Annotated in this window: 8 protein-coding genes; 2 read left to right on the top strand and 6 right to left on the bottom strand. The window is 62.8% G+C overall.

The features are described 5' to 3' along the window. Positions 1-52: 52 nt before the first annotated feature. The 3 genes from GIW57_RS17160 to GIW57_RS17150 all read right to left on the bottom strand — a co-directional run bounded on the left by GIW57_RS17160 (position 53) and on the right by GIW57_RS17150 (position 9,210). Positions 53-2,857, bottom strand: a complete 2,805-nt coding sequence (locus GIW57_RS17160; RefSeq protein ID WP_236512088.1) for a TonB-dependent receptor — start codon at positions 2,855-2,857, stop codon at positions 53-55. A 387-nt stretch (positions 2,858-3,244) separates the two neighbouring features. Next, positions 3,245-6,052: a TonB-dependent receptor gene (locus GIW57_RS17155; protein WP_236512085.1), complete on the bottom strand. Its 2,808-nt coding sequence runs from the start codon at positions 6,050-6,052 to the stop codon at positions 3,245-3,247. A 362-nt stretch (positions 6,053-6,414) separates the two neighbouring features. Further along, positions 6,415-9,210 carry a TonB-dependent receptor gene (locus tag GIW57_RS17150; protein ID WP_100461097.1) on the bottom strand — a complete coding sequence of 932 codons (2,796 nt, stop codon included), beginning with the start codon at positions 9,208-9,210 and terminating at the stop codon, positions 6,415-6,417. Positions 9,211-9,425: 215 nt separating this feature from the next. Between GIW57_RS17150 and apbC the strand changes: the two genes are divergently transcribed. Together apbC and dcd are read left to right on the top strand one after the other, a co-directional pair. Next, on the top strand, positions 9,426-10,280 hold the full coding sequence (apbC, locus tag GIW57_RS17145; RefSeq protein ID WP_236512083.1) for an iron-sulfur cluster carrier protein ApbC: 855 nt from the start codon (positions 9,426-9,428) through the stop codon (positions 10,278-10,280). A 79-nt stretch (positions 10,281-10,359) separates the two neighbouring features. Then, a complete protein-coding gene (dcd, locus tag GIW57_RS17140) occupies positions 10,360-10,926 on the top strand; it encodes a dCTP deaminase (protein ID WP_089236335.1) in 567 nt (188 codons plus the stop codon). Between the two features lie 65 nt (positions 10,927-10,991). On the opposite strand, the gene GIW57_RS17135 is transcribed toward dcd, so the two are convergent. The 3 genes from GIW57_RS17135 to GIW57_RS17125 are packed head-to-tail and all read right to left on the bottom strand — an operon-like array spanning position 10,992 to position 12,265. Then, positions 10,992-11,159, bottom strand: a complete 168-nt coding sequence (locus tag GIW57_RS17135) for a DUF5668 domain-containing protein (protein WP_025876120.1) — start codon at positions 11,157-11,159, stop codon at positions 10,992-10,994. Between the two features lie 15 nt (positions 11,160-11,174). Next, a complete protein-coding gene (locus GIW57_RS17130; RefSeq protein WP_032975033.1) occupies positions 11,175-11,597 on the bottom strand; it encodes an HIT family protein in 423 nt (140 codons plus the stop codon). Beyond that, positions 11,594-12,265 (bottom strand): dienelactone hydrolase family protein, encoded by a 672-nt coding sequence (locus GIW57_RS17125; RefSeq protein ID WP_236512081.1) that lies wholly within the window; start codon positions 12,263-12,265, stop codon positions 11,594-11,596. Before GIW57_RS17125 ends, GIW57_RS17130 begins: the two co-directional genes overlap by 4 nt. Positions 12,266-12,411 lie beyond the last annotated feature (146 nt).

Below are 12,411 nucleotides of genomic sequence, written 5' to 3'. Positions count from 1 at the left end.
ACAGGGAGACCCCGCCGAAGCGGGGTCTCCAGAAGCAGGCTGCCTGTGGCCCTTACTGGTTGCCGAACTCGTACTTGGCCTGCACGTAGATGGCACGGCCATAAGCGTTGTACAGGTAGTTGTTGTACGGCTGGCCGCTGGTGCCGGCGAAGCTGTACCGCTGGTTGTCGGGCATCTTGTTGAACACGTTGTTGACCATCAGCGACAGGGTCAGGTTGTCCATCGCCCGATAGTTCACGCTCAGGTTGTAGGTGGTGTATGAACCCCACTTGCCGGCTTTGTAGCCGGAACTGTGGACGTAGTCGTAGCCGTTGCCCAGGTAGGCCATGTAGTTCGGCGTCTTGCCGATGTAGTTGGCATACAGGGTGGTGGTCCACTTGTCCTTGGCCCAGCCGATCGAACCGTCGGCACGCACCTTGGCGTACGAGTCGTACACCCACATCGCATACGGGTCGCGCAGCAGGTCCAGGTACTCATCGCCCGGCTGCGGCTGCAGTTCGCGCTTGAGCATGTCGGTGTAGTTGCCGGAGAACTGCAGCGAACCGAAGCGGCCGATGTCCTGCACGTACTTGAAGCTGGCCGTCAGCGCCTGCAGGTTCTGGCTGGCCACGTTCATCTTCGGCGTATAGATCTCATCGAGTACGCCGGAGCCATCACGGGTGATCCAGTCGCTCACGTTCTGGCAGCTGGCCGAGGTGTTGTTGGTCTGGCCGTTGCGGCAGTAGTACTCGGCCAGCAGCAGCTGATCGGAGCTGAGGGTGTTGACCTCGTTCTTGATCTTCCAGTTGTAGTAGTCCACCGACACCGACAGGTTGTTGATCGGAGCCCACACGATGCCGGCGTTCCATACATCTGCGGTGATCGGTTCCAGGTCGGGGTTGCCGGACTGCGTTCCAAACACCGACACGCTGTCATACGGGCAGCCCGTCGTGTTGGCCGGGTCGTAGCCAAGCTGGCCGCAACGGTAGTAGTCGGTGGAGCCGTTGGCGTAATAGCCGCTGACACCCTGGAAAGCGTCGGACAGGGTGGGCGCACGGAAGGCGGTGCCGTACTTGCCACGGAACAGCAGGCTGTCGATTGGACGGAATTCCAGTCCGACGCTGTAGGTTGCCTTGTCGACGGTGCTGCTGCCGATCTTGAAGGCGTCGTAGCGACCGGAGCCGGTTACCGTCAGCGATTCCAGCAACGGCATGCGCAGTTCAGTGGTCACTGCATAGTTGCTGCGATGGCCTGCGCCGGACACCGCGGTGGTGCCCCAGACGCTGCCATCGACCAGGCGTGCATCCGGCGTATAGTCCCAGCCTTCGCTGCCACCTTCGACCACCACTGCGAAGCCGGCATCGCCGCCGGGCAGCTTGAACAACGAACCGTTGGTGACCTGCGCACGCAGCAGGTTCTGCCAGGTCCGGCTCTGGCTGTAGGTGTAGCCGGTGAAGCTCTGGAAATCTCCGCTCGGCAGCGGCGAGTAGAACGCTTCCCAGTCCGGGCTGTAGATGTCGTAGCCGGTACTGGTGGTGCCCAGCACCGGCCCCAGCACACGCTGCTCGAAGTAATCATTGATCGGATCGTTCCAGCGCACGAAGTTGCGCTCGGTCAGCTTGTACTCGCCGCGCGTGAAGCTTGCGCTGTAATCCCAGTTGCCGACCGTACCGCGACCGCCGAGCGTGACCTGGTAGGCCTTGTTGCGATCGGTGTTCATGATGTCGCGGTAGCCGCCGCCGCCGATGTCCTCCGGCGCGAACACGCGCTGCAGGTTCATGTACTGGCCGCTGTCCTGATCATAGAAGCGGCCCCAGCCGGAGGAGGTACCCCACCAGGTGTAGCCGGAGCCGGTGGCGTACTTCACTTCTTCCAGACTGTAGAGCGCGTCGCCGAACAGCTGGAAGTTGTCGTTCACATCGAAGGTCATCGAGCTGTAGATCTGCCCGCTTTCCTTGCCGTTCTTGATGGTCTTGTAGCCGGTGCCATACACCGAACCACAGGCCTGGCCGGTCGGCCGGGTGCCGAGCACGGTGGTACCGTCGAACTGGCCCGCCACGTTGGCGCACAGGTTCGGGTCCATCATCGCGTAGCGGTTGCTGTTGGCCGGCAGCAGTACCAGGAAGTCGTTGGAGACGTACTGTGGGCTGTAGCCGTCGGGGTTGTTGACCTTGGTCAGGTCGCGCTGGTAGCCCCAGATCGGGCTGGTCTTTTCGTACTGCACGTTGACCAGCGCATTGAAGCGGTCGTCCTTGGAATTGAACCCGCGGGCGCCGCTGAAGCGGAAGCTGTTGCCGCCCCCTTCGCTGTAGGCGCCGCCGCGGATGTTCAGCACGCCGCCGTCCATGCGTTCCTTGAGGATGATGTTGACCACGCCGGCGATCGCATCCGAACCGTACAGCGACGACTGGCCACCGGGCAGAATCTCGATGCGCTCGACGATGTCGATCGGAATGCCGCTGATGTTGTTGAAACTGTCGCTGCCGTTGTACAGCGCCGGATACGAGAGCATCGGGCGGCCGTTGATCAGGTACTTGGTGTAGCCGGGGCTGAGCCCGAACATGCCGGCTGCCTCGGCACCCTGGGTGAACGAAGCAGAGGTCTGTCCGCCCTGCAGGCCGCCGGTCGACAGCGAGGACTGCTGCAGGACGTCGGCGACACTGGTGAAACCGCGGGTCTGGATGTCCTCGGCGGTAACGGTCAGGACCGGCGTGTGGTTCTCGATCTGCGTCTGCGGGATCAGTGAACCGGTGACGGTGACGCGGTCGAGCTGGGTCGGCGCGTTGTCCTGTGCGTGGGCTGCGCCGGAGGCGAGCAGGGTGCCGATCAGGGCGAGGGTCAAGGGGTGACGCGAAGGCGTGGAGCGATGGCGAGACATGATGGATCCCCGTATGAGCGATGTCGTCTGGCTATGTCGTCCTTGACATCTTCACGATCTGTTCAGTTTCAATCCATTCAGCAAGACCGTAACACGGCGTTCACGTTGTCAAAATGGTGCTGTCATACGGATGTGTCCGCTGTTTCCGGAAAATTCCTTTGTAATCAATGAATAAACGGGTTTGTCTGGGAATGTTTCAAAATGTTGCGATGCAGAACAGTGTTGGTCGACAGTGATATTTATCTTCAGGATCAAAGACTTGTGGACGCCCCTGGAATAGTTCTGGATAGTTAATTTATGGGACTTTTTGTTTTCGTCCGTCTCAATTGACGGGCATGAAAAAGGCCCCGCCGAAGCGGGGCCCTTGGGTTGCTGCGGGAGCGGCGCTTACTTCTTGCCGAACTCGTACTTGGCCTGCACGTAGACCGCACGGCCGTAGGGGTTGTAGATGCTGCTGTTGTACGGCGCGCCGATGTTGCCGGCGTAGCTGTGGGCCTGGCCGTCGGGCATCTTGTTGAACACGTTGTTGACCATCATCGACAGCGTCAGGTTGTCCATCGCCTGGTAATTCACGCTCAGGTTGTAGGTGGTGTACGAGCCCCACTTGCCGGCCTCATACCCAGACGGATGCACGTAGTCATAGCCCTTGCCCAGGTACGCCATGCGGTTGGGCGTCTTGCCGATGTAGTTGAAGTACAGGGTGGTGGTCCACTTGTCCTTCGCCCAGCCCACCGCACCATCGGCACGCACCTTGGCGTACTGGTCGTAATTCCACATCGCGTACGGGTCACGCAGCAGGTCCAGGTAATCGTCGCCCGGCTGCGGCTGCAGTTCGCGCTTGATCATGTTGGTGTAGTTGCTGGAGAACTGCAGCGCGCCGAAGCGGCCGATGTCCTGCACGTACTTGAAGCTGGCCGTCACCGCCTGCAGGTTCTGGCTGGCGATGTTCATCTTCGGCGTGTAGATCTGGTCCAGCTTGCCGGTGCCGTCACGGGTGATCCAGTCGGCAACGTTCTGGCAGCTGGCCGAGGTGTTGTTGGTCTGGCCGTTGCGGCAGTAATACTCGGCCAGCAGCAACTGGTCGGAACTGAGGGTGTTGACCTCGTTCTTGATCTTCCAGTTGTAGTAGTCGACCGACACCGACAGGTTGTTGATGGGGGCCCACACGATGCCGGCGTTCCAGACGTCAGCAGTGATCGCTTCCAGATCGGGGTTGCCGGACTGTTCACCGAACACCGACTCGTTGGCGTACGGGCAACCCACGGTATCGCTCGGGTTGAAGCCAAGCTGGCCACAGCGGTAGTAGTCGACCGAACTGTTGGCGTAGTAGCCGCTGCGGCCCTGGAACGCGTCGGACAGGCTGGGCGCGCGGAAGGCGGTGCCGTACTTGCCGCGGAACAGCAGGCTTTCAATGGGACGGAACTCCACGCCGATGCTGTACGTCGATTTATCGACGGTCTTGTCGGCGATCTTGAACGCGTCGTAGCGGCCGGAGGCGGTCACCGTCAGCGACTCCAGCAGCGGCATGCGCAGCTCGCTGGTCAGCGCGTAGTTGCTGCGATGGCCGGCACCGGCCACCGAGGTGGTGCCCCACACGCTGCCATCGAGCAGGCGCTGGTCCGGCGTATACGACCAGCCTTCGCTGCCGGCTTCGGCCACCACGGCCAGGCCCGCATCGCCACCGGGCAGCTTGAACAGCGAACCGTTGGTGATCTGCGCGCGGCCAAGGTTCTGCCAGGTGCGGCTCTTGTTGTAGGTGAAACCGGTGAAGGTCTGGAAATCACCGGCCGGCAGCGGCGAATAGAACGCGCCCCAGTTCGGGTTGTAGATGTTGTAGCCGTCGTCGGTGACGCCCAGTACCGGACCCAGCACACGATCTTCGAAGTAGCTGTCGATCTCGTTGGCCCAGCGCGCGAAACTGCGTTCGGTCAGCTTGTACTCGCCGCGGCTGAAGCTGGCGCTGTAGTCCCAGTTGCCGACGTTGCCGCGACCGCCGAGGGTGACCTGGTAGGCCTTGTTGCGATCGGTGCTCATGATGTCGCGGTAGCCGGCGGCGCTGATGTCCTCTGGCGCGAACGCGCGCTGCAGGTTCATGTATTCGCCACTGGCCTGGTCGACGAACGCACCGAAGCCGACATCACTGCCCCAGAAGGCATAGCCCGAACCGGCGTTGTACTGGACCTCTTCCAGGCTGTAGAGCGCGTCGGCGAACAGCTGGAAGTTGTCGTTGACGTCGAAGGACATCGACGAATAGATCTGGCTGCTTTCCTTGCCGTTCTTCAGCGTCTTGTAGCCGGCACTGAAGGGCGAGCCACAGGATTCACCGACCGCACGCGTGCCCAGTACGGTGGTGCCACCGAACTGGCCGGCCACGTTGGCGCAGCGGGTCGGGTCCATCATCACGTAAGCGTTCTGCTGGTCCGGCAGGTAGACCAGGAAGTCGTTGGTCGGCACCTGCGGCGTATAGCCCTTGGTGTTGTTCTGCTTGGTCAGATCACGCTGGTAGCCCCAGATCGGGCTGCTCTTCTCGTACTGCACGTTGACCAGCGCGTGGAAGCGGTCATCGAAGGCGTTGAAACCATGCGCGCCGCTGACGCGGAAATCGTTGCCACCGCCCTCGGTGTAGGCGCCGCCGCGTACGTTCAGCACGCCGCCGTCCATGCGGTCCTTGAGGATGATGTTGACCACGCCGGCGATCGCGTCCGAGCCGTACAGCGACGACTGGCCGCCGGGCAGGATCTCGATGCGCTCGACGATGTCGATCGGGATGCCGCTGAGGTTGTTGAAGGTGTCGCTGCCGTTGTAGAGGGCAGGGTAGGACAGCATCGGCCGTCCGTTGATCAGGTACTTGGTGTAGCTCGGGCTGAGGCCGAACATGCCCGAAGCTTCAGCGCCCTGGGTGAACGAGGCGGAAGTCTGGCCGCCCTGCAGGCCGCCGGTGGTCAGCGAGTTCTGCTGCAGCACCTCGGCCACGCTGGTGAAACCGCGCGTCTGGATGTCCTCGGCGGTGACGGTCAGGACCGGCGTGTGGTTCTCGATCTGCGTCTGCGGGATCAGTGATCCGGTGACGGTCACGCGTCCGAGATCGGTGGGAGTGTTCTCCTGGGCGAGCGCGATCGCGCTGCTGCTGGCCAGGATCAGGCCGCTGAGGACGGCGCAGGTGAGCGGGTGACGCGGGAAGCCATTGCGAGACATGCGGTACTCCGTGTGGTCGTGAGAAACGCGTTTTCCCTTTCCTGGGAACTCATGGATTGTTCAGCAGCCTGCAAACTCAGGAAGGCGGCGTTTTTGGAACGTAACACACGCTTAACTTGTTTTTCTCGGACTTGTCGCGCTCTTGCAATGGCTCGCTGTGGGTTAATAAAAAGATCTTTAAAAACAATGTATTGCGATATCGGTACGAATTTGCCGAATGTGGCTTAATGAATATTCATTAAATGATTTGGTATTTAACAATCGAGATATTCATGTGCTGATCGATGCACATGCGTTGGCCCAAAAAAAAGGCCCCGCCGAAGCGGGGCCTGGTCCGGAATCAAACCCGGAAAACGACGGGATTACTTGCCGAAGTCGTACTTGGCCTGCACGTACACGGTGCGGCCGTAGACGTTGTACAGGTAGTTGTTGAACGGCGTGCCGGAGGTGCCCTGGTAGCTGTGGGCCTGCTGCTCGGGCATCTTGTTGAACACGTTGTTGACCATCAGCGACAGGGTCAGGTCATCCTGCACGCGGTAGTTCACGCTCAGGTTGTAGGTGGTGTACGAAGCCCACTTGCCTGCCTTGTAACCCGACGCACCATGGGTGTACTCGTAGCCGTTCAGGCCCGCCAGGTAGTTCGGGGTGTGGCCGATGTAGTTCGCGTACAGCGTGGTGGTCCACTTGTCCAGCGACCAGGCCACCGACGCGTCGGAACGGACCTTGGCGTAGCTGTCGTAGTTCCACATCGACTTCGGGTTGCCCAGCAGGTCCTGGAAGTCCTCGCCCGGCTGCGCCTGCACTTCACGCTTGAGCATGTTGGTGTAGTTGCCCGAGAACTGCAGCGAACCGAAGCGGCCGATGTCCTGCAGGTACTTGAAGCCGACGGTCACGGCCTGCAGGTTCTGGCGGGCCACGTTCATCTTCGGGGTGTACAGCGAGCTCAGGTTGCCGGCCGAATCACGGGTGACCCAGTCAGCCACGTTCTGGCAGGTGGCCGAGGAGCCGTTCGGCAGACCGTTGCGGCAGTAGTACTCGGCCAGCAGCAGCTGGTCGGTGCTGGCCGTATCGACTTCGTTCTCGATCTTCCAGTTGTAGTAGTCGGCCGAGATCGACAGGTTCGCCATCGGCGCCCAGACGATGCCTGCATTCCAGACGTCGGCGGTGATCGGCTCCAGGTCCGGGTTGCCGGCACGCTCGGAGTAGACCGAGACGCTGTCGGCGTAGCGGCAGGCGTCGGTGTTGCCCGGCACGAAGCCCAGCTCACCGCATCGGTAGTAGTCGGTCGAGTTGGCAGCGTAGTAGCCGCTGCGGCCCTGGAACGCGTCGGGCAGGGTCGGTGCGCGGAAGGCGGTACCGTACTTGCCGCGGAACAGCAGGCTTTCGATCGGACGGAACTCCACGCCCACGCTGTAGGTGGCCTTGTCGACGGTGTTGTCGGCGATCTTGAAGGCGTCATAGCGACCGGAAGCGGTCACCGTCAGCGACTCCAGCAGCGGCATGCGCAGCTCGCTGGTCACCGCGTAGTTGCTGCGATGGCCGTTGCCGGCAACAGCCGACGAGCCCCACACATCGCCGTCCAGCAGGCGCTGGTCCGGGCTGTAGTCCCAACCTTCGCTGCCGCCTTCGACGACCACGGCCAGACCGGCGTCACCGCCCGGAAGCGAGAACAGCGAGCCATTGGTGACCTGGGCACGAGCCATGTTCTGCCAGGTACGGGCATGGTTGGTGGTGTAACCGGTGAAGCCGGCGAAATCTTCCGGCGCGATCGGCGAGTAGAACGCGCCCCAGTTGGTGTTGTAGATGCCGAAGCCATCCTTGGTGCCGAGCTGCGGGCCCAGTACCTTGTCGGCGAAGTAGCTGTTGATGGCGTTGCCGAAGCGCTGGAACTTGCTTTCATCCAGGCGGTACTCGCCGCGGGTGAAGCTCAGGCTGTAGTCCCAGTTGCCGACCGCACCCTTGCCGCCCAGGGTGACCTGGTAGGCACGGCTCTTGTCGTTGTTCAGGATGCCCTTGTAGCCTTCGCCGCCGATGTCTTCCGGGGCGAACGCGCGCTGCAGGTTGACCAGCTTGCCCGACGCCTGGTCGTAGAAGCCGCCCATGCCGCTCTTGGTGCCCCACCACAGGTAGTTCGAACCGGAGGTGTATTCGGTCTTTTCCTTGCTGTACAGCACGTCGGCGAACAGCTGGAAGTTGTCATTCACGTCGAAGGTCATCGACGAGTAGAACTGGCCGCTGTCCTTGCCGTTCTTCAGGGTCTTGTAGCCGGCGCCGAACACCGAACCGCAGGACTGGCCGGTCGGACGGTTGGCCAGCACGGTGGTGCCATCGAACTGGCCGGCAACGTTGGCGCAGTTGCTCGGGTCCATCATGTACAGCGCGTTGGTCTTGGCGTCGATGACGGCGAAGTCGTTCGACGGCAGCTGCGCGGTGTAGCCGTTGGTGTTGTTCTGCTTGGTCAGGTCACGCTGGTAGCCCCAGATCGGATTGCTGCTTTCGATCTGCACGTTGACCAGTGCATTGAAGCGGTCGTCCAGCGCCGAGAAGCCGTGTGCGCCGCTGATGCGGAAGCTGCTGCCGCCGCCTTCAGTGGTGGTGCCGCCACGCACGGACAGGCTGCCGCCTTCCATGTGGTCCTTCAGGATGATGTTGACCACGCCGGCGATCGCATCCGAACCGTACAGGGAGGACTGGCCACCCGGCAGGACTTCGATGCGCTCGACGATGTCGATCGGAATTCCGCTGATGTTGTTGAACGCGTCGCCACCGTTGTACAGCGCCGGATAGGACATCATCGGGCGGCCGTTGATCAGGTACTTGGTGTAACCCGGATTCAGGCCGAACATGCCAGCGGCTTCAGCGCCCTGGGTGAACGAGGCGGAGGTCTGGCCGCCCTGGATGCCGCCGGTGGTCAGCGAAGACTGCTGCAGCACTTCGGCGACGCTGTTGAAGCCGCGTGACTGGATGGCTTCAGCGCTGATGGTCATGACCGGGGTCTGGGTCTCGACCTGGGTCTGCGGGATCAGCGAGCCGGTGACGGTGATCTTGTCCAGGTTGGTGGCCTTGTCCTGGGCCATTGCCGGCGAGGCGGCAACCAGGGCGGAGATCAAGGCGACAGCGAGGGTGTTGCGACGTGCGGAATTGCGAAGGTCTTTCATGTAGTTCCGTTCAGAGAGCAAATACGAGTACGGCACTGCGCATGCGCCATCGTGCGTGCTGTAGAACCAGCAGCGCAGCCCAAAACCAGTGCTTAGCGAACGTAACATGAACTTAACAATCTGTGCACGAATCTGTAGCAATCCTGAATTTCAGTCAGCGTACGTCCAGCTAGTATGATGTTGGGTTCTTCTTATCGATTCACCCGGAGTCCGCAGTGAACAGTTCTTCCCGTCGTCCGCATGCCAGCCAGGTGCAGAAGGGACTGGCGCCGCATGCGCGCATCCGCAACGTGATCGCGGTGGGCTCGGGAAAGGGTGGGGTGGGCAAGTCGACCACGGCGGTCAACCTTGCCGTCGCCCTGCAGCAGCTTGGCGCGCGCGTCGGCGTGCTTGACGCGGACATTTACGGCCCCAGCGTGCCGGCGATGCTCGGCCTGTCCGGCCGCCCGGAGAGCCCGGACAACAAGAGCATCGAGCCGATGCGTGCGTTCGGCGTGGACACCATGTCGATCGGTTATCTGGTCGAGGACGAGACACCGCTGATCATGCGTGCACCGCGCGCGACGGCGGCGCTGACCCAGCTGTTCGAAGACACGCTGTGGGATGACCTGGACTACCTGCTGATCGACCTGCCGCCGGGTACCGGCGACATCCAGCTGACCCTGGTGCAGAAGATCCCGCTGGCCGGCGCGGTGATCGTCACCACGCCGCAGGACATCGCCACGCTGGATGCGAAGAAGGCACTGAAGATGTTCGAGAAGGTCGAGGTGCCGGTGCTGGGCGTGCTCGAGAACATGGCCGTGCATACCTGCAGCAACTGCGGGCACGTGGAGCACCTGTTCGGCGAGGGTGGTGGCGAGCGCATGGCGGCGCAGTACGGGGTACCGCTGCTGGGGTCGCTGCCGCTGCAGATCGGCATCCGCGAGCAGGGTGACGCCGGTACCCCGATCACCGCCGCGCAGCCGGATTCGGCCGCGGCCCAGGCCTACCATCGCGCTGCCCAGCGTCTGGTCGAGGAGGTGGGCAAGCGCCCGCGCGCCTCGATCCCGATCCTGTCCTCGCTGCTGTAAGGGCCCGCTGGCGGGGCTGCGGCGGCGACGCCCGGCCCCCTGCTAGAATCCTCGCGCCCCCTTGCACCCAGGACAGAGCATGAGCATCAAGAGTGACCGTTGGATCCGCCAGATGTCCGAACAGCACGGCATGATCGAGCCGTACGAGGCCGGGCAGGTCAAGCAGGTCAACGGCGAGCGCATCGTCAGCTACGGCACCTCCAGCTACGGCTACGACGTGCGCTGCTCGCGCGAGTTCAAGGTGTTCACCAACATCAACTCGACGATCGTCGACCCCAAGCATTTCGACCCGGGCAGCTTCGTCGACATCGTCGGCGATGAGTGCATCATTCCGCCGAACAGCTTCGCGCTGGCGCGCACGGTCGAATATTTCCGCATTCCGCGCGACACCCTGGTGGTGTGCCTGGGCAAGAGCACCTATGCGCGCTGCGGCATCATCGTCAACGTGACCCCGCTGGAGCCGGAGTGGGAAGGCCATGTGACCCTGGAGTTCAGCAACACCACGCCGCTGCCGGCGCGCATCTACGCCAACGAAGGCGTGGCGCAGATGCTGTTCTTCCAGTCCGATGAAGTGTGCGAGACCTCGTACAAGGACCGTGGCGGCAAGTACCAGGGCCAGACCGGCGTGACTCTGCCGCGCACCTGAAGGTGGCGCCGGGCGATGCCCGGCGTTCTGCGTGATCACGAAGGCGGCGCATGCGCCGCCTTCGCTTATTTGCCGCGACCGAACAGGATCGCGATGCCCACGGCCACCAGGCCGAGCGGCCACCAGGTCAACAGCAGGCGCGACAGGTTCAGGTTGGTCCAGCCCAGGTTGCTGGCCAGCATGAACAGGCCGATCAGGATCAGCAGGATGGCGGCGACGATATTGAATCGCATCGGGTCGGCACTGGCTCAGGAATGGGCCGGATATCCTAGCCGTTCCTTCCAGTAGGCGACATGCTGGTCCAGTGCGGCCGGTTCATAGCGGTGCGCCGGGCCGCTGCCCCAGACCGGTCCCGGCCATGCCGGATCGCCGTCGTGGCGGCCGATCACGTGGAAATGCAGCTGGCGCACGATGTTGCCCAGTGCACCGATGTTGATCTTCTCCACCCCGTCCGAACCGTGCAGCGCCTTGCAGGCGCGGTTGAGCTCGGTGCGCAGCTTGTCCTGCTGCTCGCCGTCCAGCTCGATCCACTCGGTCACCCCGGCCAGGCGCGGCACCAGGACCAGCCAGGGGAATCGTTCGTCGTTCATCAGTCGCACTTGCGACAACGGGCCTTCGGCCACCAGCACGCTATCGGTGGCCAGGCGTGAATCGAGTTCGAAATCGCTCATCCAAGATGCTCCGAGAAGAAGTCCAGGGTGCGTTGCAGCGCCAGGGCGGCGCTGTCTGGATCATACGCATGTCCGACCTCCCGGTTGAAGGCATGGTCGGCCGGATAGACGTAGGTCGCCATCTGCGGCAGCTTCTCGCGGTGGGCCTGGATCGCCTCCGGCGGGATGCTCTTGTCCTGCGCGCCGAAGTGGAACATCACCGCGGCCTTCGGTGTTTCATCCAGGAACTGCACGTTGCGCGCGCCGTAGTAGCTCACCGAGGGCAGGCCCAGGCGCAGCGCCGACAGCAGGGCGACGCTGCCACCCCAGCAGTAGCCGACCGTGCCGACCTTGCCATGCGGGGCCAGCCGTGTGGCGGCGGCGCGGACCACTTCCAGCGCCTTTTCCATGCCCAGGGCGGTGACCCGTTGCAGGCCATCCTTCACGCCTTCGGGGCTGTAGGGCAGAGCATCCGGGTCGGCCTCGGGACCATCGACCAGGTCGAAGAACGACGGCGCCAACACCGCGTAGCCCTCGGCCGCGAAGCGCTCCGCCACGCTGCGGATGTGCGGGTTGGCGCCGAAGATTTCCTGCACCACCACCAGTGCGCCGCGGGGTTTGCCCTCGGGCAGTGCCTGCCAGGCGCGGACCGGGCCATGATGCGTGTCCAGGGTGATCCATTCGGACATCGGGAGGTGCCTCGTTGCAGGGGACAGGCCTGCATTGTCGGCGCTGGGCGGGTTAGCGCAATGTCAGCGGCTGTGCGGGATCGGGCGGCTCACGCGATTCAGAGGCCGCCCCCCCAACCCCGGTATACTGGCGCCCTTTCAGGCCC

Source organism: Stenotrophomonas sp. PA-6-5C, from assembly GCF_021605635.1.
Taxonomy (GTDB): Bacteria; Pseudomonadota; Gammaproteobacteria; order Xanthomonadales; family Xanthomonadaceae; genus Stenotrophomonas; species Stenotrophomonas lactitubi.
Note: the sequence above shows the minus strand (reverse complement) of the source record. Positions and strands in the feature narration are given on the sequence as shown.

Coding starts and splice junctions, on each gene's coding strand:
- GIW57_RS17160 (WP_236512088.1), bottom strand. CDS start 2,857: ATGTCTCGCCATCGCTCCACGCCTTCGCGTCACCCCTTGACCCTCGCC.
- GIW57_RS17155 (WP_236512085.1), bottom strand. CDS start 6,052: ATGTCTCGCAATGGCTTCCCGCGTCACCCGCTCACCTGCGCCGTCCTC.
- GIW57_RS17150 (WP_100461097.1), bottom strand. CDS start 9,210: ATGAAAGACCTTCGCAATTCCGCACGTCGCAACACCCTCGCTGTCGCC.
- dcd (WP_089236335.1), top strand. CDS start 10,360: ATGAGCATCAAGAGTGACCGTTGGATCCGCCAGATGTCCGAACAGCAC.
- GIW57_RS17135 (WP_025876120.1), bottom strand. CDS start 11,159: ATGCGATTCAATATCGTCGCCGCCATCCTGCTGATCCTGATCGGCCTG.
- GIW57_RS17130 (WP_032975033.1), bottom strand. CDS start 11,597: ATGAGCGATTTCGAACTCGATTCACGCCTGGCCACCGATAGCGTGCTG.
- GIW57_RS17125 (WP_236512081.1), bottom strand. CDS start 12,265: ATGTCCGAATGGATCACCCTGGACACGCATCATGGCCCGGTCCGCGCC.